A 24,194-nucleotide genomic window follows, 5' to 3' on the forward strand; every position below is an offset into this window, starting at 1 on the left:
GATGGAAGAAGTGCAATTGCCGCCGGCTGTCGTTTCGTTCCAAGACAGCAAATACGGCGCGTGGATGGCATCTTTAACTCCTCCTTCGCAGCGGATCGCAATGAAAGTCCGCTTGCATGAATCATTTGATATGTATTATGAAGGGGACAGCCGCGGCCTTATTACAAAATGGCAAGCGTTTGATTCAGCGACCAATTTGCTTGGGATGACGAAACATCCAAACGATGACGGATTGTTGATGCTTCCAGTAAAGGCGCTGCAATTTAAGGAAGACGACGATTCCGTTCTTCTCGTCACGTACAATAACGATGAGACGGTAACGCTATATGTAAAATCGCGCGTGTCAATCATGACGGAAAGCGGCCAATCTGTCGCAAGCGGCGCGACCGTCACAGAACCGCCGATCGTAAAAATCACCGGTTTTGTCGTGGGGGAAGGCGTTACGTACGAATATAAAATCGAAAATTCAAAGCAAAGCAGCGATTGGACGCCGCTTTCTTCGCCGTACGAAATTCCGATCACTTCGGATGGAACATCGACAATATACGTGAAGGCGGAAGGCGGTTTAACGAAAGGGGACGGCATTACGACTGTATCGCTTACGTATATTAAGCTCATTTGCCAATTAACATTAGGAAGCTATAAACAGACGATAGAAATCGGCGAAACGCAGACAATTCCGGTTACGATCGCGCCAAGCGATGCGACGAATAAAACGCTGCAATGGATTTCGAGCAATCCGGACGTCGCGACGGTGGTAAATGGAACAGTCACAGCGGTTCAGCCGGGAACGGTAGAGATTACGGTGGAAGCAACAGACGGCAGCAATGCGGCGGCAAAGGCTACCATTACGGTCATTGACCCGTTCGTGCCGCTCAAAGAGATCCATTTCCAACAGGAAGTTTTATTATGACGGTAGGCGAAGAGCTTGACATCGAATCGCAATTAACCTTTATTCCAAGTGATGCGACAGATAAACGCCTTGATTCTGTACAATCGTCCGCTCCGGAATATGTCGAAGCGCGCCTTCAGCGCAGGGCAAATGGTATATCGTTGCCAAAGATGTCGGATATTCGACGATTACCGCGATTGCCAAAGCGAAAACGGAGGATGGTAAAGAAATCAAAGATTCGATCACGGTGATTGTCCGAGAGGCATCGTCCAACGATGGAGAAAGCGGAAAGAATAGATGGTAAAACAAAAAGGGAGCCTGAACATTCGCTTTTAGGCTCCCTTTCTTTTTTACTCAAAGAACATTCCTGCGTCGTTTTATTTTACCACTAACTTGTCAACAGCAAGAGACAGCTTTTTCACAAACGGCAATCCTTCACCGCGGTTGATAAATACTGATTTATCATGGCGGATGACAAAGCGGGATTCTTCTGTTTGATCCGGCGATGAAGGAGGAATGAAGGAAAGGAGTCCGCCTTGTTTTTCCGCCGCGCCGCGATAAGCGTTGATGACAAGCCCGGAAACGTCCGAATCGGGCGCGCGTTCAAGCTCGTTGCCGCGCGCAAACAATCCTCCTTGAATATTGATATAAGATCCGACCGCGTAGAGAACGGCGTTGCTGTCGGTATAAAAGTATCCTTTTAAGTTCGGCTCGGCAAACGAAAAATCGTTTTCAAATTCGTTAATGCGTGCGATTTCTAACGGCCCTTTAGAAATAAGGACAACTTCTTTATTATTCCAGCCGGCAATATTGGCGTTGTAAATCAACGTGCGCCCAAGGACGTAAATCGTAGAATCAAACTTTATATCGCCGCTGATTGTCAAATTGCCGAGCACAATCATATTTCCCCGCACCTTTGTTGGGATGTTGACGCTGTTCCCTAAAAAAAGATCGCCGTTGACAATCAGCCATTTGTCTTGCAAATCAAGCTCCCCGCGATCAAGGAAAAATAACGGAGAATCTTCTGATTGCAGAATAATAGATTGATGAGTTGAATCGATATTTGCGCGTAATGACGAAATATTGTCAAAAACAGCAAAGCGGTCTTGGTCTTGCAGCTCACTGAAAAGTTGGTCTATGCTTTTATCAATATAAGTCTCATATTCTTGGCTAAATGTTTCTATTCCCGCCGCTTTTAACAGCTTATCTTTTACTGTCCATGCAAAATCCACATCAATAAATTCTTCTTTTTCTTTTTGAACGGAAGGAGATTGCGACTGAAAGCGGACGCCCGGAGAAAAATTGGCCATCCCGCGCTCGAATGTGTTACTGGCAAACGTATAGCAGTGGTTTGCTCCGTTTTGATGGTCGCACGAGTAACTATTTCCGTTGACAAACAACACACTTGTTTTGCTTGCCGTTGGAAAAGATGTTTGTTCTATATATTTTTGCGAGTTGTCAATGTAGTTGGCGACGTTGGTGATATATGCGTTCTTCCCGGCGTACGTATTTCCGTCTATATACGCCCCGCCGTTTAAAACAACGCCTTCTTTCGATCCAATCACGTATTTCAAAAAGCTTGGCGCATTTGTCAAAATCCCCCGTCTTTCCACCGTTTTGCTGCCGTGGGGTTTCGAAATCAGATAAACGCGAGTAAATAATTTTGTGTGATAGATATTATAATCACCTGTCACATCTTTAATGTCCACACCATAGCGCTGTCGCAAGGTAGGAATTAATGTATTTAACTGCATATCTAATTTTTCTGGCGTAGACAACTCCAAATCATCTATCTCTACTTTCATTTCCGCAATCGTTTCCTCGATAGCTTTTGTCGCTTCATGAAGCGATTCAATGTCTTGCACGCGCACTTCCGTAAATCTCGCCTGATAAATAGAAACAGATAAAATTGTTAAACCGAGCAAAAAAAAGATGGTAATGATCAGAAGGATGACGACTAAACTATATCCTTTTTCATTCATAGCCTCACTTCCTTTAAAATCCGAATTCGTTCTTTAATGTAAACGGCTTTATATATAACAGGCCGTCCGGATCGTCATGATCGCGGTCTTGAACAGAAATCGTCATGATCGCGGTCTTGAACAGAAAGTTTGATCGTAACGACGCCGCTTCGGCAAATATTGTCTTCTTGTTTCGCACAGCGATAAGAAAGTTCGGACTGGCTAGAAACGATTTTTAAAAGAGCGGAATGAAGCTGCTCCCCGTTGAGCAGTACGGCATCCTGCTGCAAAGAAACGGTGAGCGTTTCACCATTCGTTTTTTGCTCTTCGACAATGCCGACGGACGGATTGATCACTTTTTGGCGATCGGTTACAAACTGCAGCTGCTGGTCCGTAGTTTCCTCCATGTCGAGGCCGTCGGGAGAAAATTGATACAGTTTATTCATAATAGCCGCCACGAGATAATCGGCTTCGCTGCGCAGTTGATTTTCGATGTTAATGCGCTTGTATGCGTTAAGCCCGCTGAGGAACACTCCATAGATGGAAGCAAGTATAAGAGAGGAGATCGTCATCGCCGCCAACTACGGAGCATCGCATTCCGCAAGACGGCCGGATTAAGATGGACATCGATTTTCATCTGGTCGATTTGCGTGTTTCTACATTGCCGACTATCTACGGCGAAAAAATTGTGATGCGTGTGCTCGATCTGGGAGCGGCGTTGAATGATATTCATAAACTTGGCTTTAATCAATTAAACTTGCAGCGGTTTATTGACTTGATTGAGCGGCCGACCGGAATCGTCTTGATTACCGGACCGACCGGATCGGGAAAATCATCGACGCTCTATGCGGCGCTTAATCATTTAAACAGCGAAGAAGTCAATATTATTACGATTGAAGATCCTGTCGAATATGAGATAGAAGGAGTTAATCAAATCCAAGTCAACCCTAACGTCGGTTTGACGTTTGCCCAGGGGCTGCGTTCGATTTTGCGCCAAGACCCGAACATTATTATGGTCGGGGAGATCCGCGACCGCGAAACGGCGGAAGTAGCGATTCGCGCGTCCCTGACCGGCCATTTGGTGTTAAGTACCCTTCATACGAATGACGCGTTAAGCACGATCACGCGCCTAGTCGATATGGAAATTGAGCCGTTTTTAGTGGCGACGTCATTAGCGGGAGTCGTTTCCCAGCGGCTCGTCCGCCGCGTCTGCCGCGATTGCCGGGAAGAACGGGAACCAACGAAGCGGGAGATCGAAATTTTTGCCCGCCGCGGCATGAAAATTGAGAAGCTCATTCGCGGGCGCGGCTGCCCTACGTGCAATATGACGGGCTATCGCGGACGGATGGCGGTTCATGAGCTGCTTGTCATGACCGAAGAAATGCGCCGTGTTATTTTAAATAAAGAGCCGTTTTCGAAACTGCGCGAGCTTGCCATAAAAAATCACATGATTTTTTTAATCGATGATGGATTATTAAAAGTCAAGCAAGGACTAACAACGCTCAATGTTGTCGAAAACGAAGTGATTGCAAAAGTGATGAAGCAGGCGCGCGACGCGCTTGAGAGCGGCCAGTCGCTGGCGGAGCCGATGAGGCGGCATTGGGCGTCTCCGCCGCTGGTGACGCAAATGATTGCGATTGGTGAAGAAACGGGATCGCTGGACGCAATGCTGGCCAAAGTCGCCGACTTTTACGAAGCGGAAGTCGACGCCGGCACCGACCGGCTCAAATCGCTCATCGAGCCGCTCATGATCGTGCTGCTGGCAGGACTCGTCGGGACGATTGTCACCTCGATTATCGTGCCGATGTGCGATGTTTTTAACCATATCCAGCAATAAGTTGTAAGGAATATATTCTCATATATTCACAAATAATGTAAAATTATTAGGAAAAAAGTGTGGTAAACACAAAAATAGGGAGAGGGGTATTGTTACGATGAAACGATTGGTGAAAAATGAACGAGGGCTTACATTAATCGAATTGCTCGCCGTCATCGTCATTTTAGGTATTATCGCGGCGATTGCGATTCCGGCGATTGGGGGAATGATTGACAACTCGAAAAAAGACGTGTATGTAGCAAACGTGCAGCAAATGATTAACGCAGCGAAAATCGTGGCAACGTCGGATAAAGATTTGATTCCGGCAGATAAAAGCACTAAAAAAATTACATTAAAACAGCTAGAGGATGATGGATATTTAGAAACGGTGAAAGATCCGGGTAAAACTCAGAATGGTTATGATGAAAATAATTCATATGTGAGGATAGCTAATGAGAACAACAAATTATCATACAGTGTAAAACTCATTAATGCAGAACGAGGAGTTCAGACTAAGTCAGGGGGACCTATCGCTGAAGATGACTTAAAACGTTCTGAAGTACGTGATAATCCATCATAATATATAATGGCTTGATTTGAAATGATACAAGTATTTATTTTCCTATACTCCCTCCTTCTCGGCTCGTTTTTTAATGTCGTCGGCCTGCGCGTGCCGGCGGGTGAGTCGATTGTCTTCCCTCGTTCGCGTTGCCCGTGCTGCAAGCGTACGCTTGCGGCGCGGGAGCTGATTCCGGTCGTGTCGTATATGGTGCAGGGCGGGAAATGCCGGGGATGCGGGGAGAAAATATCGCCGTTATATCCGTTTATCGAGCTGTCGACGGCGCTTCTTTTTACGATTTCGCCGCTGCTTATGGGATGGTCCAAAGAATTGCTCGTCAGTTGGACGCTCATTTCGCTGTTGATGATTATCGTTGTCTCGGATATCCGCTATATGATCATTCCTGATAAAGTGCTGCTTGCTTTTGCTTTTCTGTTTTTTATCGAGAGGCTGTTTATTCCGTTCATTCCGTGGCGGGACGCGCTGATCGGCGCGGCCGCCGGCTTTTCGCTGCTTTTTCTCATCGCTGTCATCTCTAAAGGCGGCATGGGCGGAGGCGACATTAAACTGTTTGCCCTGCTTGGATTTGTGTTAGGATGGAAAACGGTGCTGCTTGCTTTCTTTTTCTCTACCTTTTACGGGACGATCATTGGACTGGCCGGCATGGCGCTCGGCAAAGTGCGGCGCCGCGAGCCGATGCCGTTCGCGCCGGCGATTGCGCTTGGCGCATTAACGGCGCACTTCTTCGGCTACGATATCATTCAATGGTACAAGGGATTCATTTTCTTTTCAATATAAGGGGAAACATGAGCATGGTTAGGCTGTGGAAACGAAAGCATAAAACTGCTAATTTAGTGATTAAAGATCATGTCATCCGCTATGTCGAGACAAAGCCGGGCGACCCGTTGTCGGTGCAGAAATGGGGCGAGCGTCCTCTTCCAAAAGGAATCATTCAAGACGGCAAAATGATCGACAGCGAGACGCTAGAAATGATTTTGGAAGAATGCGTGGACGAATGGAAATTAAAAGGGCGCCGCGTCCGTTTTATCGTTCCGGATTCTTTCGTGATGATTCGGCGCATTCCGCTTTCTGCTAATCCCGAAGATGATGAAATCCGCGGCTATTTATTTATGGAGTTGGGAGAGACGATTCCGGTGCCGTTTCCTAATCCGGTATTTGATTATGTTGTGGTAGAAAGGAAGAAGGAGGAAACGGTCATTTTGCTGTTTGCCGCTCCGGAAGAGGCGGTGTCTCATTATACCGCGTTATTTGAAAAGGTAAAGCTGCGCCCGATTGCCGCCGATGTTTCTCCTCTATGTGCATACCGGCTTTTTTATATTGCTCGCCAGATGAAACGCGATGATCATATTTTGCTCATTCAATTTGATCAAACTTCCGTGAATGTGAGTGCGTTCTATGAACATAAACCCGCTTTTATGCGCCATTTTCCGCTCGAGCCGTATGAGGAAATGGAAATTGATAAAGCATCGCCGTTTATCGATCCGTTTGAAGATATATATAAAGAAATCGAGCGGATGATGAAATTCTATTCATTTTCACTGCAGCAAGGAAAGCAGCAAATTACGCGCGTCTTTCTTATCGGGGATCACCCGCAGCTGCCTCACGTTTATGAAGCATTGCAAGAACGGTTCGAGGCGCCTGTCGAACAGCTTTCTGCTTCCATGGCGGGCGCGGTGGACGCGCGTTATTATCTTGCATGGGGACTTGCGCTAAAAGAGGGAACAGACGATGATCGTTGAGATTAACTTATTGCCGAAAAAAGAGCCGAAAAACGCATCCGTTTTGGTGAGCGTTGCCGTCTTTGCCGCGCTTCTCATCGCGGCTGCCGTTGTTTTTTACGTTTTGAGTGCGCGGGCGGATGAACAAATTAACGCGCTCACGGGCGAACTCAAACAGATTAGAGCCATGCAGGCGATCGAGCAGCAAAAGCAAAAAGGTGCCCAATCGGTCCAAGAAATGAAGGAGCTTCATGAAGCGGTGCAATGGTCGAAAAATTACCCGCTGAAAATGGTGCCGCTGTTGCGCAATATGACGAAGCTGCTGCCGGAGCGCGGATTTATGATGAATTTTTCCTATACGGGAAATGAGACGGTCACCGTTTCCATACAGTTTGATACAAGCGAACAAGCGGCCTATTACTTAAAGCGGCTGTCAGACGCAAAATTTGTCGAAGCTGTACAGCTGAAAAGCGTTTCAACAGTGAATATAACAGACACAAGCGCGGAAGAGGGAATGGAAAAGCAAGTGGTGCCCCGCTATCTTGCGCAATATGAAATTCATATTCGCAAACAAGCGCTAGAGGAAAAGGAGAAACAATGATGACCGTACGTTTCTCAAAACGACAAGTTGTTATTTTGCTGCTGTTGTTCGTCGTATTTGGCGCCATATTTGCAGGATTGTATTTTTATTGGCTTTATCCGCGGCTTCAACAAATCGAACAGTTAACCAGCACGGTTATTAGCGAGAAAAAATATTGGCGGCCATTAAAGCAGAAGCTGCCAGACAACGGGACGGCATGCCGGAAAGCATTGTAGCGCTGCAAAAGAAAATTCCGGTGAAACCGCTGACCGAGCAGCTTCTTCTTGATTTGGAAAAAGCAGAGGTCGTATCTGACAGCATGATTACCAGCATCAGCGTTTCTGAAGGTGAAAATGCTGCGGCAGGGGGAGAAGAAACAAACGCAACAGTGGGAAAAACAGAAACCAATATAGCGTCAGCGAAAAAGCAATCTTTCTCGGCCGCCTTGCCGGACGGGCTGAAAAAAGTGACCATGCAGCTAACGGTGCAATCGCCGTCCTATTATCAGCTGGAACGTTTTTTACAGACGCTTGAAAATTTGGACCGAATTGTTTCCGTCGAATCGCTTTCATTTGCCGGTAATCCGGAGCTGACATCGGTCGATACAGAAGTAAACCCGCTGACTTATTCACTGACCGTTAGCGCTTTTTATTATCCAAAACTAGCACATTTACAAAAGATGCTGCCACAGCTGGATGTTCCTCCGCCGAGTGAAAAGGACAACCCGCTGACCGAAGTGATTCCCGGGGAGCAACTGCCAGCGCAGCAGTAACGGATGGCGGAGTGATCATATGCTGCTGAGGGGCAATCGTGGAATGACGCTGATCGAACTGCTGGCTGTCATTGTTATTTTCGGAGTTGTATCATCCATCGTGGTGATTGCGGTGCTGCAGCTGATCGAAAAATCAAAAGAGAGGGCGTTTGTATCGGATGCCTATGCGCTTTATGAGGCAGCGCGGCTTTATGTCGGGGCGGAAAAAGTGGAGTTTTTGCCAGCGCGCTCTTCGGCGTTGTTGACATACCGCCAGCTTGTCGAAGAAGGACTGCTTCATCCGCTCCAAGATCCGTTTACCGGCAATGTGCTGCCATGGGAAACGAACCCGTCTTATGTGCTCATCACCAAAGGTGAAGACGGATCGCTAAACTATTCTATTTGCTTAAAAAGGAGAAACGAAGCAACTTTGCACTTATTCCGACACATCTCCAGAAGTTCCTGTCGAAGCATTGTCTGTGGAGCAAATTCATGACCAATAAGCACAAAATTTGGCGAAATGATTTGCGAACAAGACGACAAATGTCTTGTTCTTTTTTTCTTTGTTTATGATAAGATAGGCGGAAAAGAGGGAAATGAGAAGGATGGTGGCACAATGGACAAGCAGCGACAGGAAATTACGGTGAGAATTAACGGAAAAGAGCGCCCATTTGCGGTGGATCACCCGCAGCAAAACGATAAAGCAGAACCACTGAAAGTCGTGATGGAAGAAAACGTGAGCAGCATAGAAGCTTCGAAGCAAACCGCCTCCTTCCCATCGATAAAAAAGAAGCAAAACAAGAGCCTTAGATGGAATGCCCGCGCAAAATCAGCGCTCGTCTCCACTGTCATCGCGGTTATTGTTGGGACAAGCTTTGGTTTCATTGTATTAAATATGATTCCAAAGCAAAAAAGTCATTCGCTGCCTGCGGAGGAAGCAGCGCTATCTGCTCCCATAGAAACGGAAACTTCGACGCAGTCGGACATCAAACCAGTTAATGAAAATAGGGACGTTTCTTCTCCATTTACCATCAGCGTCATTCAAGCAGGAGTATTTTCAAATGCCAAAGCGGCAGCTGGCTATGCCAAGCGGCTGAAGTCTTCTTCCATTCCTGTTGTGACGGTGGGGGAGCAGCCGGTCGCCTTGTTGATCGGAGTCGGGCAGGACAAGGAGACGTTGCGGAAAGTCAGTCAGCTGTATGAAGACGGGGTGCAAAGCACATATATTAAATCATTGTCGTTTAACGATGCCGATAGCAGCAAACGCACTTCCGTCATTCAGGAAGGGGAAACGTTATATATGTATATGGCGGCTGTTTCTGCCGTTTTGTTGGGGAAAGGCGACGTAAAAGGCGATGCGTGGGAGGAATTAGAAAACCATTATAAGCAGTTTGCCGCTAAATCGATTCCGAATGATAAGCATGTAAAACAATATGTTTCCGCGATAAAAAATGCCTATCTTGCCTTAGTTGCATACAAAACGAATCAGCAGGAAGAGCTGCTGCGGAAAACACAGCAAGAGCTGCTAGAAGCACTGCAATCATACATGTCCATTTTTCCATTGAGAAGCTAGACAGCTTCTTTTTTTCGTGTTATTTCGACTTTGAAAAATTGTGTCCGCCCGCAAAATTTGGTACGATACAGTTGTATCTTCCAATCTGAAGCGAGTGCAAAGGGTGATGATCGTGAAACAGTTAATTTTAGCGTCCAGTTCCCCGCGCCGGAAACAGCTTCTTGAATTAGCGAACCTCCCATTTCAAATCCTCGCCAGCCGCATTGAAGAATATGTTCATGAAGGGGAAGCACCAGAGCAAACGGTGCAGTCGCTTGCCTACCGAAAGGCGAAAGCGATTGCTGTCCAACATCCTGATGCGTACGTCATCGGGGCAGATACGATTGTCGTCTATCAAAACAACATACTAGGAAAGCCGAAAACGAAGGAAGAAGCAGCGCAAATGCTGCGTATGTTGTCGGGGCAGGAGCATGAAGTATTGACAGGTGTAGCGATTCTTTCTCCGAGCGGACAAGCATTGTTTGTGGAAAAAACAAAAGTGTTTTTTTGGGATTTAACCGAGGAAGAAATTGCTGCTTACGTTGAGTCGGGGGAACCGATGGATAAAGCAGGAGCATACGGCATTCAAGGACGGGCTGCATTGTTTGTGAAACGAATTGAAGGCGATTATTTTACCGTTGTCGGGCTGCCGCTGTCGCGAACCGTGCGTGAACTAAAGCAGCTTGGCTGGTAATTGGCTTTGATCCGGAAAAGATAAAAGGGGGGGACAGGCAATTCAAATGACATGGATGATTCGCGATGTGCCAAAGGATGTTCGTCCGCGTGAACGTCTTCTTTCCTCTGGACCGGAAAGTTTGGCGGACCATGAGCTGCTTGCGATTTTGCTGAGGACGGGAACGAAAGAAGAATCCGTATTGCAGCTTGCCCACCGCCTGCTTCAGCGCTTTGAGGGACTTCGGCTGTTGAAAGATGCGACGGTCGAAGAAATAACAAGCATTAAAGGAATCGGGACGACCAAAGCGATCCAAATTTTGGCGGCGATAGAGCTTGGACGGCGCATTCACCGTCTTGGATACCATGACCGCTATGTGATCCGTTCTCCCGAAGATGGGGCAAAATATGTGATGGAAGACATGCGTTTTTTGTCGCAGGAACATTTTGTCGCCATTTATTTAAACACAAAAAATCAAGTGATTCACCGCAAAACGGTATTTATCGGCAGTTTAAACGCCTCTATTGTTCATCCGCGCGAAGTGTTTAAAGAAGCAATCAAGCGCTCGGCTGCCTCCATTATTTGCGTGCATAACCATCCCTCCGGCGACCCAACCCCAAGTCGAGAAGATATTGATGTAACGAAGCGGCTTGCCGAATGCGGCCGGATCATTGGTATTGAACTCCTAGATCATCTAATTATTGGCGATCAAAAATTCGTCAGTTTGAAAGAAAAAGGGTATGTATAGCGGTTCTCATTTTTTGTCGAATCAGTTATAATATCAATTATGAGTTTTTATGAAAGCTGTGGGCGGTGTTGTACGGAACAGGGAAACACACTGATGAGCAAAATCGACAAATTTAGTGAATGATTTATAAAAAGCATTTCGTTTCAGAAAGGGAGATATCAAATATGTTTGGATTTGGGACAAAGGATCTCGGCATTGATTTAGGAACAGCAAATACGCTTGTATACGTAAAAGGAAAAGGGATTGTGGTAAGAGAACCATCGGTTGTCGCCATACAAAAGGATACGAAGCAGATTGTCGCGGTCGGCAATGAAGCGAAAAACATGATTGGCCGTACGCCTGGCAATGTCGTTGCACTGCGACCGATGAAAGATGGAGTGATCGCCGACTATGAAACGACAGCTACCATGATGAAATATTACATTAAACAGGCGACGAAAAATAAAGGATTTTTTGCTGGAAAACCGTACGTAATGGTATGTGTGCCATACGGGATCACCGCGGTGGAGGAGCGCGCCGTCATCGACGCGACGCGTCAGGCAGGAGCGCGTGATGCCTATACCATCGAAGAGCCGTTTGCTGCAGCGATCGGCGCGAATCTTCCTGTATGGGAGCCGACTGGCAGCATGGTTGTTGACATCGGCGGTGGTACGACGGAAGTAGCCGTCATTTCGCTTGGCGGCATCGTCACGAGCCAATCGATCCGCATCGCCGGCGATGAAATGGATGAAGCTATTATTCAATACATTCGCAAAACATACAATTTAATGATTGGCGAGCGGACGGCGGAGGCGATTAAAGTTGAAATAGGCTCGGCAGGACATCCGGAAGGAATCGGCAAAATGGAAATCCGCGGCCGTGACTTATTGACAGGGCTTCCGAAAACGATTGAAATCAGCGCCGAAGAAGTTGCCGAAGCGCTGCGCGATACCGTTTATGCGATTGTTGATTCCGTCAAAAATACGTTGGAAAAAACACCGCCGGAGTTGGCGGCGGATATTATGGACCGCGGCATTGTCCTAACGGGCGGCGGCGCATTGCTGCGCAATCTCGACAAAGTGATCAGCAAAGAAACCGATATGCCGGTCATTGTCGCCGAAAATCCGCTCGATTGTGTCGCAATCGGAACAGGAAAGGCGCTTGATCATATCGATTTATTCAAAAATAAAGCGAGAGACCATCGCTGACAGTAAGAGGGTGTCAACATCATGCCACAGTTCTTTTTAAATAAACGGCTCATTTTATTGCTTGTTAGCATGATTGTCCTCGTGGCATTGATTGGTTTTTCTTTAAAAGATCGCCAACTTACATGGCCGGAGCAGTTTTTGAAAGATACAACCGGTTTTGTACAATTGATTTTCCATAAGCCCGCACAGCTCGTTGCGGGCTTCTTTGAGAATATCAACGACATTAAAAATACATATAAAGAAAACAAGCTGCTGAAAGAAAGACTCGAGGAATATGTCACGCTAGAAGCGCAAGTGCAAACATTAAAAAAAGAAAATGAAAACCTGCGCGCCTTGTTGCATAAAACAGAGAGCCTGCGCGATTTTATCCCAATTCAAGCCACTGTGATCGGCAGAAATCCGGAACGTTGGCGGGAAACGATCATCGTGAACAAAGGAGAGCAGCACGGTGTCAAAAAGGATATGGCTGTCATTACTCCGGAAGGATTAGTCGGAAAAGTGCAGCATGCTTCTCAATTTACTTCCACTGTTCAATTATTGAGCGCGCTCGATCAAAATAGCCGCATTTCTGCGTACGTACAGGGGAAAGAAAACGTCTTCGGCCTCATCGAAGGATACGATGAAAAGCGGAGAGAGTTATTGCTAAAAGAAATTCCATTTGATGCAAAAGTGAAGAAAAAGCAAAAAGTGCTAACATCCGGTCTAGGCGGCATTTTCCCAAAAGGACTCCCTATCGGGGAAGTGACGAAAGTAGAGCCGGATCAATATGGCCTTACGAAAGTCGTTTACGTAAAGCCGTTTGCCAATTTATATGACATTGATGACGTCATTATTGTCAAAAGAAAAATTGATGAAACGCTGCAAGAAAAGGAGGAAGCAGAGTGAAAAAATGGATGCTTCCTTTCCTTGCGATTTTATGTTTTGTTGTCGAAAGCATTTTTGTCGATTTATGGCCAAAGAATGATTTATATATCGATTATTTTTTTGTGCCGCGCTTTTTTCTTGTTTTTCTTGTGTTTACGGCGGTCTATATTGGAAAAATGCGCGCAATGATTTACGGGTTTATTTTTGGTCTTTTGTATGATTGCGTCTATACCGAATTGCTTGGCGTTTATGCGTTTGCGTTTACATTAATCGCTTATCTCGCTGCCAAGGCGATGAAGGTACTTTACCAACATTGGTTCATCGCCTGCTTGCTTGCGCTCTTTTTTATCACCGTTCTGGAATTTTATGTGTACGGCATCCAACTGCTCATCGGGCGGACCGATATGCCTTGGCAAACGTTTTGTTCACACCGGTTATGGCCGACGCTGCTGCTTAACAGCGCATTTTTGCTTGTCTTTTCTTACCCGTTAAAGCAGCGGCTCGTAAAAATCAAACGCCTCGAACAGGAACATTAAAAAGGAAAATGAGTATTTTTGTAGAATTATTCGTTGAGGTGAACGTTGTGACGAAAAAAAAACAATACGTAACGATTAAAGGAACGAAAGATGGGCTAACGTTGCATCTCGATGACAATTGCTCCTATGACGATTTGTTGAGAGAGCTGGAAGAAAAGTTAACGGTTAGCGAAAAAATAGAACCGGACAGTCCGCTCGTTTCCGTTCATCTCAAAGTCGGAAACCGTTATTTGACACCGGAGCAGGAGGAAGAATTGCGCACGTTAATCCGCCGTACAAAAAATTTTGTCGTCTCCTCTATCGAAAGCAATGTCTTGACAAAGGAAGAGGCGCTCGAGTGGAAGCGAAAAACAGAGATTGTATCTGTTTCTAAAATTGTTCGTTCCGGTCAAGTGCTGCATGTGCAGGGAGACCTTTTATTGATCGGCGATGTCAATCCGGGGGGAACGGTGATTGCCGGCGGAAATATTTTTATACTTGGAGCATTGCGCGGCATCGCCCATGCTGGGTATTATGGGAATAAAGAAGCGGTTATTGCTGCATCAGTGATGAAGCCAACACAGCTGCGAATTAGTGATGTAATGAATCGGGCTCCCGATTATAAAACGGATGAAGGGAACGAAATGGAGTGCGCCTATATCGATGAACATAACCAAATTGTTGTTGATCGCTTGCAGCTGCTTATGCATTTGCGGCCGAATTTGACGCGGTTAGAAAGGAGAATGTGACAGTGGGAGAAGCTATCGTCATTACATCCGGAAAAGGCGGCGTCGGAAAAACGACGACAACTGCCAACGTTGGCACGGCGCTTGCTATACTTGGGAAGCGGGTTTGCCTTGTTGATACGGATATCGGGCTGCGCAATCTTGACGTCGTCATGGGGCTCGAGAACCGCATTATTTATGACTTGGTAGACGTTGTCGAAGGGCGTTGCACCGTGCAAAAAGCGCTAGTAAAAGATAAGCGGTTTGACAATCATCTTTATTTATTGCCGGCTGCGCAGACGAGCGACAAGTCCGCCGTTACCCCAGAGCAGATGAAACAGTTGGTAGACGAATTAAAACAAGATTACGATTATGTGCTAATTGACTGCCCGGCAGGTATTGAACAAGGCTACCGCAACGCAGTGGCAGGAGCGGATGAAGCGATTGTCGTAACGACTCCGGAGGTATCTGCAGTGCGCGATGCCGACCGAATCATCGGCCTGCTAGAAAACGAAGAACATATGAAGCCGCCTCGCCTCATCATTAACCGCATTCGCGGCCATATGGTCAAAAACGGCGATATGCTCGATGTGGACGAAATTGTTATGCACTTGTCGATTGATTTATTAGGAATTATTGCCGATGATGAAAACGTCATCAAAGCTTCTAATAAAGGGGAACCGATCGTTTTAGATCCAAACAGCAAAGCATCGATTGCCTACCGAAACATCGCCAGAAGAATTCTCGGCGAATCCGTTCCACTGCTGCCGTTAGAAGAGGACCGAAAAGGATTGTTCTCGAAAATTAAAAAACTATTTGGCGTGCATTAATCGTTGCAATGAATCCCTGCAAATGAATAAGCAGGGATTTTTTTATCGAAATCATATCTAACAAGGTTGTCTAATAAACTAGTACAAACAATATTGGAAGGATGGTGAGAATAATGAATCGACGTGTCCGCGAAATTCGCAAGCGCATTGAAAAGCGGAGAAAAGCACGGCCGCATCACTACGAGGCACCCCGGCAGGCAGTATGGGACTTGACCGACGAAGAGCGGTACGGCCAGCCAGTCGTGACGTACGACCGCTATTCATTAGAAGAACCGCATCCTCTTTTTCACAAAGAGGTGTTCATTTTTAAAATGCTTCTTTCTGCTTGCCTTGTTTTAGTGACAGCCATTTTATTTAAAAATCCAGCTGATTCGTTAGAGCCTGCCCGTCAGTTTGTCAAAAGCACGATGAAGCAAGAATTTCAATTTGCGGCTGTTTCCAAATGGTATGAAAAACAGTTTGGCGAGCCACTCGCCTTTATTTCGCAAAAACCGGAAAGCGAAACAAAAACAACAGGAAAGCAGTACGCTGTTCCTGCTTCAGGCCGCGTATTGGAAAGCTTTCAGAAAAACGGCCAAGGAGTGATGATTGAAACGACAAGCAATGCGAAAGTCGAAGCGATGAATGAAGGGATCGTGACATTTGCCGGCACGAAAGAGAAGCTGGGGAAAACGGTGATCATTCAACACGCGGATGGAAGTGAATCGTGGTATGGCAATTTAGGCGCGATTTCTGTCAAATTGTATGATTTTGTTGAAACGGGCAAACAAGTTGGGACAGCAATGGCGAGCGCTGACGATCAAACAAAAGGGGTGTTTTATTTTGCGATAAAACAAGGAGACCATTTCATTGATCCGATTCAGGTGATTTCCTTTGAATAAGTATATCGCGTTATTGACAAAAATTCACGTGCATCCGCTATTATGGATGTTTTGTGGCATTGCTGTCATCACCGCCCACTTCTGGCAATTATTTCTATTATTTATGATCGTGTTTATCCATGAGCTGGGACACGCTGTTGCCGCCGCTTTTTTTTCTTGGAGGATCAGGCAAATTTTGCTTTTGCCGTTTGGTGGTATGGCAGAAGTCGAGGAATACGGGAACCGACCGTTCCGTGAAGATCTGATTGTAACGCTCGCCGGTCCGGTACAGCATCTTTGGATGATGGCTGTTGCGTTTTTTTTATGGAAGATCGGCTTTATCACAAGCGAAGGATTAGAGATGTTTACCCATTACAACACCGCCATTCTTCTTATTAATTTATTGCCTATTTGGCCGCTGGATGGCGGCAGGCTGGCGTTTCTTCTTTTCACTTATTATTTTCCGTTTAGTGAAGCACATCAAAAGACGGTCTTGTTTTCCGCTGCGGCGCTTGTTTTTTTCGTCATCGGCATTTTGCTGATCGAGCCGAAACAGCTTGATTTATGGATCGTTGCCGCGTTTTTAATGATATCGTTGCAACAGGAATGGAAGCATCATCGATATATCGTCATGCGTTTTTTGCTCGAGCGCTATTACGGGAAACGGAGCGATTATACAAAATTGCGGACGATTGCTGCTTCAGAAGAGGAGCGGATTTCCAATGTCTTGCAAAAATTTTACCGTGGACAAAAACATTCCGTCATTGTCACGAGAGCGAATCGTGAACGGGTGACGCTGGATGAAAACGAGCTTTTGCATGCCTTTTTTGCCGAAAAACAAACCGATGCCTCGCTAAGCCAGCTCATTTATGCGTAAGAAAACGATATTGACATTTTTCATTTTAGTATGATACTATACTTTACGTTGTAGAATTTTTGTGCCGCCGACATGGAGGCGGACAAAAATGGTGCGGCTAATATATTTTACAGCACCCGTACTACAACCGCTCAGCGCGGGTTGCAAAGCGTTCTGTCAAGAACCGCCTTGTCGCTGGCGAGTCTGAGTCTATATAAGGAGGTGCAGTTTGATATGTACGCAATTATTGAAACTGGCGGTAAACAAATTAAAGTAGAAGAAGGGCAAGAAATTTACATCGAAAAAATTGATGCCCAAGAAGGTGAAACGATAACCTTTGATAAAGTGTTACTGGTCGGCGGCGAAACGGTAAAAATCGGCAACCCTACAGTCGAAGGGGCAACGGTAACAGCGAAAGTACAAAAACATGGCCGTCAAAAGAAAATTATCGTGTTCAAATATAAGGCGAAAAAGAACTATCGCCGCAAACAAGGTCACCGTCAACCTTATACGAAAGTAGTCATCGAAAAAATTAACGCATAAAGGCACTGCCAATGATTAAAGTAGAAATTGAACGCACGAAGGAAGGCAAAATTTGCGCGTTTACGATGAAAGGGCATGCGCATTTTGCCAAACATGGGCAAGATATTGTCTGTGCCGGCGCATCGGCCGTATCGTTCGGCACCGTCAACGCGATCGAAGCGCTGACAAAGATTCGGCCGCATGTTGCACTAGGGGAAACCGGCGGCTATCTTCGCTGTGAGCTTCCGGAAATTGAAGATGCAGCGACGGCTGAGAAAGTTCAGCTTCTTCTTGAAGCGATGCTCGTTTCCCTGCAGACGATAGAGCGTGATTACGGAGAATATATTCGCATTATTCAGCGATAGCAGGAGGTGACAAGGATGCTAAGACTAGATCTCCAATTTTTTGCTTCGAAAAAAGGGGTAGGTTCGACGAAAAACGGCCGTGACTCCATTGCGAAACGCCTTGGGGCAAAACGCGCTGACGGCCAATTCGTTACTGGCGGTTCGATTCTTTACCGTCAACGCGGCACGAAAGTTCATCCAGGATTGAACGTTGGACGCGGCGGTGACGATACGCTGTACGCAAAAATCGACGGTATCGTTCGTTTTGAACGTCTTGGCCGCGACCGCAAAAAAGTAAGCGTCTATCCTGTCAGCAAAGAAGCATAAGCAAATGTGAAGAAACTCTAACCATATGGTTAGAGTTTTTTGTTTTTCCAAAAATGATGAAAAACCATTCACGTTTTTTGTAAAAAAATGCTATAGTAAAGATAAATGAATGATAGATAAAGTCGTGTAAATTAGGAATAGGAGCGCTATGGATGGAGAAGCAATGGAGAATTGTCGATGTACTGCGCCATTCCCGCCACGACTGGCTAAATAAAATTCAGCTTATTAAAGGAAATCTGGCGCTAAATAAAATAGAGCGGGTTTACGAAATTATCAATGACATTATTTGTGAGATGCAGCACGAAACAAAGCTGACCAATTTAAAGGCGGTGCAATTTGCCGAGCTCCTTATGACTTATAACTGGCAGCCGCGGCTTATTTCCTTGGAGTATGAAGTGCTTGGCGAGGAACGTGACTTATCGCTTTATGATGAAGATTTGACGCAATGGAGCAGCAGCTTTTTAGCGTTTATGGAGAAGCAGGCGGATGGACGTCAGGAAAATCATATGAGCATTTCCATTGAAGTGATGCCGCAAGGGACAAACATATTTTTTGATTACAGCGGGACAATACAAGATGAAAATGAGGTTAAGCGCTGGCTTCATAACTGCCAGTTGCCGCCATCCATTTATCTTGACACTTTTGACGTACATACGAACGAAATGACCGTACTGATCAAAATTGTATTTAGCTGAGTGCGGAAGCGGAGTGGGGAAAGCCGTTTATTTTTCGCGTGCAGCAGCCCGGCCGTTGCCCGGCACTTTTTGTTATATCAATGTCCCTTTTCGTTTCGCCTTTGCTGCTTTTTTCATGAAGCAACATACTATTGACAGCCTTTCCTTTGCTTTTGTATACAATAATAAACAGTGATAGCATTTCAACAACAGATCGGAGGAACGAAGATGTTTGTCGACCAAGTGAAAATTTACGTAAAAGGCGGTGACGGCGGCAACGGAATGGTTGCCTTCCGCCGCGAAAAATATGTGCCAAAAGGCGGTCCTGCCGGCGGTGATGGCGGAAAAGGCGGAGATGTTGTTTTCGTCGTCGACGAAGGATTAAGGACGCTGATGGATTTCCGCTATCAGCGCCATTTTAAGGCGGCGCGGGGGGAAAATGGCATGTCGAAAAATCAGCACGGAAAAAACGGTGAAGATTTGATCGTTAAAGTGCCGCCTGGGACGGTTGTCATCGATGCCGATACGAATCAAGTGCTAGCCGATTTAACGGAAAACGGTCAACGGTTTGTCGTCGCAAAAGGCGGACGCGGCGGACGAGGAAATACACGTTTTGCCACGCCGGCAAACCCAGCGCCGGAAATTGCCGAAAATGGGGAGCCGGGAGAAGAACGCAACGTCATTCTTGAATTGAAGCTGCTTGCCGATGTCGGTTTAGTCGGCTTTCCAAGTGTCGGAAAATCGACGCTTCTTTCTGTCGTTTCCGCGGCGAAGCCAAAAATTGCCGAATATCATTTTACTACGCTTGTTCCTAATTTAGGCGTGGTCGAAACGGATGACGGCAGAAGCTTTGTTATGGCCGATCTTCCTGGGCTGATTGAAGGAGCCCATCAAGGCGTCGGGTTAGGCCATCAGTTTTTGCGCCATATCGAACGGACGCGCGTCATCGTCCATGTCATTGATATGGCGGCGACGGAAGGGCGGGATCCGTATGAAGATTATTTAGTGATCAATGAGGAGTTAAAACAATACAATTTGCGCCTGACGGAACGCCCGCAAATTATTGCCGCTAATAAAATGGACATGCCGAATGCCGAAGAAAACTTGCAAAAGTTTAAAGAAAAAATCGGGGATAACGTGCCGATTTTTCCAATTTCTGCGGTGACTAGACAAGGGGTGCGCGAACTGCTATTTGCCATCGCCGACCTTTTGGAAACAACGCCGGAATCCCCGCTTCACGAAGTGGAAGAGCCAGCGGTGCAGCGCGTCGTCTACAAGTATGAAAAAGAGGAGCCGCCATTTACGATTGCAAGAGGCAGCGATGGTGCGTTTATTTTATCTGGGGAAAAAGTAGAAAAACTATTTAAAATGACCGACTTTTCAAGGGAAGAATCCGTCCGCCGCTTTGCGCGGCAGCTGCGGGCGATGGGAGTGGATGACGCGTTGCGCGAACGTGGTGCGAAAGATGGCGATATTGTAAGGCTGTTGGATTATGAATTTGAATTTGTCGATTAATGTTGAAAGGGGCAGGGGAGGCTTCATTGGATAAAAAATTTTATTTAGTTCGCGAGGACGTATTGCCGGAAGCGATGAAAAAGGTGCTGCTGGCCAAAGAATTGCTAGAGCGCAAAAAAGTCGATTCGGTTGCCGAGGCGGCGCAGCTTGTCGATATCAGCAGGAGTGCATTTTATAAATACCGTGATGCGGTATTTCCGTTCCAGGCCGTAATCAAAGAAAACATTGTTACGTTATTTTTCCATTTAGAAGACCGTTCCGGCACACTTTCCCAACTGCTCGGTGTTGTTGCCGCCGCCGGCTGCAACGTGCTGACGATTCATCAGACGATTCCGCTTCAAGGCCGCGCCAATGTTACGCTATCCATTAGCACCAATGACATGAAAGAAGATATCAATGAGCTGCTTTCGAAATTGCGGAGTCTGGAGTTTGTCGAAAAGGTAGAGATTGTCGGTTCAGGAGTGTATTAACGCAAGGGAGAGGCAAGGCATGAAAATAGGCTATTTAGGACCAAAAGCGACATTTACGGACTTAGCGGTAACGACGATATTTCCGGATAGCGAAAAAATTCCATACGATACGATTCCGGAATGCATCGATGCCGTCAGTAAGGAAGAGATCGATGCCGGCGTCGTGCCGCTGGAAAATGCGTTAGAAGGATCCGTGAATTTAACGTTGGACTATTTGATTCATGAACAATTGCTGCCGATCGTCGGGGAAATTATCGCCCCGATTCAGCAGCATTTAATGGTGCATCCGTACCACGCCCATCATTGGAGGGAGATCAAAGAAGTTTATTCGCACTCCCATGCAATCGCCCAATGCCATAAATTTTTGCATACGACTTTGAAAAACGCCAAACAGGTGTATATGACATCGACGAGCGCGGCGGCCAAATTTGTCAGTGAACACCCGCATCTTCCGATTGCAGCGATCGCCAACCGGCTGGCGGCACAAGAGTACGGGCTGACGATTGTGCATGAAAACATTCACGACTACGATTATAACCATACGCGCTTTATTGTCGTCCGCAAACAAAATAAGCCGCTGGATATCGATTCGCCGCTTTATGCGGGCGATAAAACAACGCTTGTCGTCATGCTTCCAAAAGATCAGCCCGGCGCGCTTCACCAAGTGCTGTCCGCGTTTGCCTGGCGCAAATTAAACTTGACGAAAATCGAGTCGCGCCCGGCAAAAACCGGGCTTGGCAACTATTTTTTTATCATTGACATTGATCAAAAAATGGATGATGTGCTCATCCCCGGGGCCATTGCGGAACTAGAGGCGCTTGAATGTACGGTGCAAGTGCTAGGAAGTTATCCGTATTATATTATTTGATTATATTATTTGATGATAGATCTAATGATAGATCTAATGATAGATCACGATGGCCAAACAAGAACCATCCCTAGTTAAAAACGCAGGGATGGTTTTATATGTTTTTTCAGAATATGGTAATGTCTTTGGATCATTTGTTCTGGAAGCTGGTTAATTGGAAAGAACCTCACATCCAATGATTCCTCAGGATTTGCGTGGATTTCCCCAGAAAATTCATTTGTTTCATACACGATCGTAACGGCGTAAAATTCGTCTCCATTAGGTACTTTCACGTACGTGCCCGGTCCGGAAAGGACATCAAGGAGACGGCAATTTCCGATGGTGAGCCCTGTTTCTTCCCATACTTCCCGTCTTGCTGTTTCTTCAGCCGATTCTCCAAGCTCCATCAATCCGCCAGGAAGTCCCCAATATCCATACGGTTGTCTGCGCTTTTGCAGCAATACTTCATTTTTTCATTTTTAATGATTGCCAGTGCGCCAACTAAAATAACGGGGCGATGGCCGACAAGAGCGCGCAGTTCTTCAATGTAGCCCATACCGTTCTCCCTTTCTGTTGCCTCGAAAAATTGTAAGGATTGAATCTCTACGATTCAATGAGCAGCCCTGCTTTTTTGAGAGCGTGACAAGCGGCATCAAGCTTGGCGACGGAGTCTGCTTCAATCGTATGAAGATGGGTGCCGTCTGTCAGCTGCAGCAAATACGACGACTTTGTTTCTTCAATCTTTTGAATGAATTGATCGACCTCCAGGCGGTTGCTGACCATGATCGAGGCCGTCAAGTCTCCGTATACGGGATGTTCAATTTTCACATCCTTGACGGTGACGCCATGGTCGACGAGAATATACAATTCCTTTTTTGTCTGTTCGGGCGTATGGTAGCAGGCAATCGTGCGCGTATATGTTTGCGCCGGAATGTTTGGCGGCAAGTATAAATAGCCTTGGCTTGTGGCGATAATCGGTTCATTGCGCGCTTTTAAGAGCGAAATATCCTGCACGATCACTTGGCGGCTGACGTTCGTTTTTGCCGCGAGTTCAGCGCCGGTGATCGGCCTTTTGCTTTCTTTCAGCCATTGCAAAATGAGCTGGCGCCGCTGTTCCCCAAGAATTTTTTTCTCTTCTTTCAACTCATTCAAACTCCTTTCTTTGCTGATGGATGCGTTCCAAAGAAGAGATGAGCTGATCAATGTCGTTTTTGGTCGTCCATTTTCCGAACGAGACACGGATCAATTGTTTTGCTTCTTCTTCCGTTTTCCCAACGGCTAACATCGTACGAGACGGAGCTTGTTTACCGATTTGGCACGCGCTTCCTGTCGAAATTGCAATACGATCGCGATTGCATTCGAGCATGACATATTGCCCTTCGACTCCATGAACAGAAAGACCGATAATGTGCGGCAGCCGCATGCAAGGATGGCCCTCTACCGTAATTGGCAATTGCTTTTCACGAATCATTGCCAAAAAGTAGCGGCGCAGCTGCTCGAAACGCGTTTGTTCGGCCTCTATATTTTCACAAATGTGCTGTGCCGCTGTAATAAAAGAAGCGATTCCAGGCACATTGACTGTCCCTGGACGAAATCCATATTCATGGGTGGCGTTAGGAAAACATGGTTGCCAATTGATGCGCGGGTCAATATATACTGCCCCGACCCCTTTTGGCCCATAAATTTTATGAGCAGAAATGGAAAGGCTGTCGATACACATCTTTTTTACATCTATTCGTATTTTACCAAAAGTTTGGACACAATCGCTATGAAAGATTACCCCATGACGCCGCAGCAGCTGTCCAATTTCAGCAATTGGCTGTATGGTTCCGATTTCCGAATTGGCATGTTGAATCGAAGCGAGAATCGTTTTTGGCGTAATCGCCCGCTGTAAATCGTGAAGGCGAATTTGGCCAAAACGGTCCACCGGCAAATAAGTGACCGAAAATCCTTCCATTTCTAGCTGCTTAAAAAGATGGTAAAGGGAAGCATGTTCGATTTCCGTTGTGATGAGATGGTTGCCACGGTGACGGTGTGCGTTAACAAGCGAGCGGACAGCCAGAATGTTTGCTTCCGTACCCCCGCTTGTAAAGTAAACTCCCCGTTCCTCCCCATTAATGATGTAGGCTAGTTCCCTTCTGCATAGCGTTAAAAGCCGTTCGGCTGCGCTGCCAATATCATGCAGGCTGCTTGCGTTTCCAAAATAAGCGGATGCAGCTTCTACATAAGTTTGCAGCGCTTTTTCGCTCATCGGCGTCGTCGCCGCATAGTCTAAATAAATCATTGCCATCCGTCCTTTATTTTCAAAATGGTAAACAAAACTCTTGTCATTAGTTTAAATATGTGTCAATATATGTGTCAAGACATATAAAATCAGGAGGCGCTTT

General features: G+C 46.2%; 29 protein-coding genes, 3 pseudogenes and 1 other annotated feature. Of the genes and pseudogenes, 27 read left to right on the forward strand and 5 right to left on the reverse strand.

Going from position 1 to position 24,194, the window contains the following annotated elements; all coding sequences use genetic code 11:
* The first annotated feature begins 1 nt into the window (after position 1).
* On the forward strand, positions 2 to 913 hold the full coding sequence (locus BV455_RS13375; protein ID WP_218687273.1) for an Ig-like domain-containing protein: 912 nt from the start codon (positions 2 to 4) through the stop codon (positions 911 to 913).
* Complete coding sequence (locus BV455_RS13380; RefSeq protein ID WP_042406492.1) at positions 910 to 1,143, forward strand: hypothetical protein; 234 nt, start codon at positions 910 to 912, stop codon at positions 1,141 to 1,143. The genes BV455_RS13375 and BV455_RS13380 overlap by 4 nt, the downstream gene beginning before the upstream one ends.
* Before the next feature lie 126 nt (positions 1,144 to 1,269).
* On the opposite strand, the gene BV455_RS13385 is transcribed toward BV455_RS13380, so the two are convergent.
* Positions 1,270 to 2,874: a hypothetical protein gene (locus tag BV455_RS13385; protein WP_218687274.1), complete on the reverse strand. Its 1,605-nt coding sequence runs from the start codon at positions 2,872 to 2,874 to the stop codon at positions 1,270 to 1,272.
* A gap of 74 nt (positions 2,875 to 2,948) precedes the next feature.
* On the reverse strand, positions 2,949 to 3,434 hold the full coding sequence (locus BV455_RS13390; protein ID WP_338117438.1) for a Tfp pilus assembly protein: 486 nt from the start codon (positions 3,432 to 3,434) through the stop codon (positions 2,949 to 2,951).
* A gap of 2 nt (positions 3,435 to 3,436) precedes the next feature.
* Here BV455_RS13390 and BV455_RS13395 point away from each other — a divergent pair.
* The 25 genes and pseudogenes from BV455_RS13395 to pheA form a co-directional block, all read left to right on the forward strand.
* Positions 3,437 to 4,690 (forward strand): annotated as a pseudogene (locus tag BV455_RS13395) (ATPase, T2SS/T4P/T4SS family); the annotation flags it as partial.
* 97 nt (positions 4,691 to 4,787) lie between these two features.
* A complete protein-coding gene (locus BV455_RS13400) occupies positions 4,788 to 5,249 on the forward strand; it encodes a pilus assembly FimT family protein (RefSeq protein WP_218687275.1) in 462 nt (153 codons plus the stop codon).
* Positions 5,250 to 5,270: 21 nt separating this feature from the next.
* The gene (locus BV455_RS13405; RefSeq protein ID WP_218687276.1) at positions 5,271 to 6,026 is read left to right on the forward strand and encodes a prepilin peptidase; all 756 of its coding nucleotides are present in this window, start codon (positions 5,271 to 5,273) and stop codon (positions 6,024 to 6,026) included.
* A gap of 8 nt (positions 6,027 to 6,034) precedes the next feature.
* Positions 6,035 to 6,988 (forward strand): type IV pilus biogenesis protein PilM, encoded by a 954-nt coding sequence (pilM, locus tag BV455_RS13410; RefSeq protein ID WP_218687277.1) that lies wholly within the window; start codon positions 6,035 to 6,037, stop codon positions 6,986 to 6,988.
* Positions 6,978 to 7,568 carry a hypothetical protein gene (locus BV455_RS13415; protein WP_017435511.1) on the forward strand — a complete coding sequence of 197 codons (591 nt, stop codon included), beginning with the start codon at positions 6,978 to 6,980 and terminating at the stop codon, positions 7,566 to 7,568. Before pilM ends, BV455_RS13415 begins: the two co-directional genes overlap by 11 nt.
* Positions 7,565 to 7,783, forward strand: coding sequence for a hypothetical protein (locus tag BV455_RS20425; protein ID WP_223845226.1), 219 nt, complete (start codon positions 7,565 to 7,567; stop codon positions 7,781 to 7,783). Before BV455_RS13415 ends, BV455_RS20425 begins: the two co-directional genes overlap by 4 nt.
* On the forward strand, positions 7,723 to 8,319 hold the full coding sequence (locus BV455_RS13420; RefSeq protein WP_223845227.1) for a pilus assembly protein PilO: 597 nt from the start codon (positions 7,723 to 7,725) through the stop codon (positions 8,317 to 8,319). The genes BV455_RS20425 and BV455_RS13420 overlap by 61 nt, the downstream gene beginning before the upstream one ends.
* 19 nt (positions 8,320 to 8,338) lie before the next feature.
* Positions 8,339 to 8,801 (forward strand): annotated as a pseudogene (locus BV455_RS13425) (type II secretion system protein).
* 113 nt (positions 8,802 to 8,914) lie between these two features.
* A complete protein-coding gene (locus tag BV455_RS13430; protein WP_017435514.1) occupies positions 8,915 to 9,871 on the forward strand; it encodes a hypothetical protein in 957 nt (318 codons plus the stop codon).
* A gap of 112 nt (positions 9,872 to 9,983) precedes the next feature.
* Positions 9,984 to 10,544: a Maf family protein gene (locus BV455_RS13435; protein WP_061579374.1), complete on the forward strand. Its 561-nt coding sequence runs from the start codon at positions 9,984 to 9,986 to the stop codon at positions 10,542 to 10,544.
* 46 nt (positions 10,545 to 10,590) lie between these two features.
* On the forward strand, positions 10,591 to 11,271 hold the full coding sequence (radC, locus tag BV455_RS13440; protein WP_042406483.1) for a RadC family protein: 681 nt from the start codon (positions 10,591 to 10,593) through the stop codon (positions 11,269 to 11,271).
* A gap of 164 nt (positions 11,272 to 11,435) precedes the next feature.
* Positions 11,436 to 12,458 carry a rod shape-determining protein gene (locus BV455_RS13445; RefSeq protein WP_017435517.1) on the forward strand — a complete coding sequence of 341 codons (1,023 nt, stop codon included), beginning with the start codon at positions 11,436 to 11,438 and terminating at the stop codon, positions 12,456 to 12,458.
* A 21-nt stretch (positions 12,459 to 12,479) separates the two neighbouring features.
* Positions 12,480 to 13,343, forward strand: coding sequence for a rod shape-determining protein MreC (gene mreC / locus BV455_RS13450; protein ID WP_017435518.1), 864 nt, complete (start codon positions 12,480 to 12,482; stop codon positions 13,341 to 13,343).
* The gene (gene mreD, locus BV455_RS13455) at positions 13,340 to 13,858 is read left to right on the forward strand and encodes a rod shape-determining protein MreD (protein ID WP_017435519.1); all 519 of its coding nucleotides are present in this window, start codon (positions 13,340 to 13,342) and stop codon (positions 13,856 to 13,858) included. The genes mreC and mreD overlap by 4 nt, the downstream gene beginning before the upstream one ends.
* An 8-nt stretch (positions 13,859 to 13,866) precedes the next feature.
* The gene (minC, locus tag BV455_RS13460; protein WP_017435520.1) at positions 13,867 to 14,586 is read left to right on the forward strand and encodes a septum site-determining protein MinC; all 720 of its coding nucleotides are present in this window, start codon (positions 13,867 to 13,869) and stop codon (positions 14,584 to 14,586) included.
* 2 nt (positions 14,587 to 14,588) lie between these two features.
* A complete protein-coding gene (minD, locus tag BV455_RS13465; protein WP_017435521.1) occupies positions 14,589 to 15,392 on the forward strand; it encodes a septum site-determining protein MinD in 804 nt (267 codons plus the stop codon).
* A 113-nt stretch (positions 15,393 to 15,505) separates the two neighbouring features.
* Complete coding sequence (locus BV455_RS13470) at positions 15,506 to 16,273, forward strand: M23 family metallopeptidase (protein WP_042406482.1); 768 nt, start codon at positions 15,506 to 15,508, stop codon at positions 16,271 to 16,273.
* Complete coding sequence (locus BV455_RS13475; protein ID WP_061579375.1) at positions 16,266 to 17,129, forward strand: M50 family metallopeptidase; 864 nt, start codon at positions 16,266 to 16,268, stop codon at positions 17,127 to 17,129. Before BV455_RS13470 ends, BV455_RS13475 begins: the two co-directional genes overlap by 8 nt.
* Before the next feature lie 115 nt (positions 17,130 to 17,244).
* Positions 17,245 to 17,324, forward strand: a sequence feature (ribosomal protein L21 leader region).
* Between the two features lie 18 nt (positions 17,325 to 17,342).
* Positions 17,343 to 17,651: a 50S ribosomal protein L21 gene (gene rplU, locus BV455_RS13480; protein ID WP_042406479.1), complete on the forward strand. Its 309-nt coding sequence runs from the start codon at positions 17,343 to 17,345 to the stop codon at positions 17,649 to 17,651.
* A gap of 11 nt (positions 17,652 to 17,662) precedes the next feature.
* Complete coding sequence (locus BV455_RS13485) at positions 17,663 to 17,995, forward strand: ribosomal-processing cysteine protease Prp (protein WP_042406475.1); 333 nt, start codon at positions 17,663 to 17,665, stop codon at positions 17,993 to 17,995.
* Positions 17,996 to 18,010: 15 nt separating this feature from the next.
* Complete coding sequence (gene rpmA / locus BV455_RS13490) at positions 18,011 to 18,301, forward strand: 50S ribosomal protein L27 (RefSeq protein WP_017435526.1); 291 nt, start codon at positions 18,011 to 18,013, stop codon at positions 18,299 to 18,301.
* 152 nt (positions 18,302 to 18,453) lie between these two features.
* Positions 18,454 to 18,996 carry a sporulation initiation phosphotransferase B gene (locus BV455_RS13495; RefSeq protein ID WP_042406472.1) on the forward strand — a complete coding sequence of 181 codons (543 nt, stop codon included), beginning with the start codon at positions 18,454 to 18,456 and terminating at the stop codon, positions 18,994 to 18,996.
* Positions 18,997 to 19,203: 207 nt separating this feature from the next.
* Entirely contained in the window at positions 19,204 to 20,490 is a 1,287-nt protein-coding gene (gene obgE, locus BV455_RS13500; protein ID WP_061579376.1) for a GTPase ObgE, read from the forward strand.
* A gap of 26 nt (positions 20,491 to 20,516) precedes the next feature.
* Entirely contained in the window at positions 20,517 to 20,960 is a 444-nt protein-coding gene (locus tag BV455_RS13505; RefSeq protein WP_275973703.1) for an ACT domain-containing protein, read from the forward strand.
* A 19-nt stretch (positions 20,961 to 20,979) separates the two neighbouring features.
* Positions 20,980 to 21,828, forward strand: coding sequence for a prephenate dehydratase (gene pheA, locus BV455_RS13510; protein ID WP_017435531.1), 849 nt, complete (start codon positions 20,980 to 20,982; stop codon positions 21,826 to 21,828).
* A 74-nt stretch (positions 21,829 to 21,902) separates the two neighbouring features.
* Here pheA and BV455_RS13515 read toward each other — a convergent pair.
* From BV455_RS13515 to BV455_RS13525, 3 genes and pseudogenes are all read right to left on the reverse strand, one after another.
* A pseudogene (locus BV455_RS13515) lies at positions 21,903 to 22,363 on the reverse strand (NUDIX hydrolase).
* Positions 22,364 to 22,410: 47 nt separating this feature from the next.
* Positions 22,411 to 22,950, reverse strand: coding sequence for a transcription repressor NadR (locus BV455_RS13520; protein ID WP_042406463.1), 540 nt, complete (start codon positions 22,948 to 22,950; stop codon positions 22,411 to 22,413).
* A gap of 1 nt (position 22,951) precedes the next feature.
* Positions 22,952 to 24,091 (reverse strand): IscS subfamily cysteine desulfurase, encoded by a 1,140-nt coding sequence (locus BV455_RS13525; RefSeq protein ID WP_061579378.1) that lies wholly within the window; start codon positions 24,089 to 24,091, stop codon positions 22,952 to 22,954.
* Positions 24,092 to 24,194 lie beyond the last annotated feature (103 nt).

Source organism: Parageobacillus caldoxylosilyticus (assembly GCF_019272935.1).
GTDB classification, from domain to species: Bacteria; Bacillota; Bacilli; order Bacillales; family Anoxybacillaceae; genus Saccharococcus; species Saccharococcus caldoxylosilyticus.

Bases quoted from the DNA above. Each gene is read 5' to 3' on its own strand.
- rplU (WP_042406479.1), top strand. From the start codon at position 17,343: ATGTACGCAATTATTGAAACTGGCGGTAAACAAATTAAAGTAGAAGAA.
- BV455_RS13375 (WP_218687273.1), top strand. From the start codon at position 2: ATGGAAGAAGTGCAATTGCCGCCGGCTGTCGTTTCGTTCCAAGACAGC.
- mreC (WP_017435518.1), top strand. From the start codon at position 12,480: ATGCCACAGTTCTTTTTAAATAAACGGCTCATTTTATTGCTTGTTAGC.
- BV455_RS13385 (WP_218687274.1), bottom strand. From the start codon at position 2,874: ATGAATGAAAAAGGATATAGTTTAGTCGTCATCCTTCTGATCATTACC.
- BV455_RS13445 (WP_017435517.1), top strand. From the start codon at position 11,436: ATGTTTGGATTTGGGACAAAGGATCTCGGCATTGATTTAGGAACAGCA.
- BV455_RS13430 (WP_017435514.1), top strand. From the start codon at position 8,915: ATGGACAAGCAGCGACAGGAAATTACGGTGAGAATTAACGGAAAAGAG.
- BV455_RS20425 (WP_223845226.1), top strand. From the start codon at position 7,565: ATGATGACCGTACGTTTCTCAAAACGACAAGTTGTTATTTTGCTGCTG.
- BV455_RS13405 (WP_218687276.1), top strand. From the start codon at position 5,271: ATGATACAAGTATTTATTTTCCTATACTCCCTCCTTCTCGGCTCGTTT.
- BV455_RS13400 (WP_218687275.1), top strand. From the start codon at position 4,788: ATGAAACGATTGGTGAAAAATGAACGAGGGCTTACATTAATCGAATTG.
- rpmA (WP_017435526.1), top strand. From the start codon at position 18,011: ATGCTAAGACTAGATCTCCAATTTTTTGCTTCGAAAAAAGGGGTAGGT.
- minC (WP_017435520.1), top strand. From the start codon at position 13,867: ATGAGTATTTTTGTAGAATTATTCGTTGAGGTGAACGTTGTGACGAAA.
- BV455_RS13380 (WP_042406492.1), top strand. From the start codon at position 910: ATGACGGTAGGCGAAGAGCTTGACATCGAATCGCAATTAACCTTTATT.
- BV455_RS13495 (WP_042406472.1), top strand. From the start codon at position 18,454: ATGGAGAAGCAATGGAGAATTGTCGATGTACTGCGCCATTCCCGCCAC.
- pheA (WP_017435531.1), top strand. From the start codon at position 20,980: ATGAAAATAGGCTATTTAGGACCAAAAGCGACATTTACGGACTTAGCG.
- BV455_RS13470 (WP_042406482.1), top strand. From the start codon at position 15,506: ATGAATCGACGTGTCCGCGAAATTCGCAAGCGCATTGAAAAGCGGAGA.
- BV455_RS13525 (WP_061579378.1), bottom strand. From the start codon at position 24,091: ATGATTTATTTAGACTATGCGGCGACGACGCCGATGAGCGAAAAAGCG.
- pilM (WP_218687277.1), top strand. From the start codon at position 6,035: ATGAGCATGGTTAGGCTGTGGAAACGAAAGCATAAAACTGCTAATTTA.
- BV455_RS13485 (WP_042406475.1), top strand. From the start codon at position 17,663: ATGATTAAAGTAGAAATTGAACGCACGAAGGAAGGCAAAATTTGCGCG.
- radC (WP_042406483.1), top strand. From the start codon at position 10,591: ATGACATGGATGATTCGCGATGTGCCAAAGGATGTTCGTCCGCGTGAA.
- BV455_RS13415 (WP_017435511.1), top strand. From the start codon at position 6,978: ATGATCGTTGAGATTAACTTATTGCCGAAAAAAGAGCCGAAAAACGCA.
- obgE (WP_061579376.1), top strand. From the start codon at position 19,204: ATGTTTGTCGACCAAGTGAAAATTTACGTAAAAGGCGGTGACGGCGGC.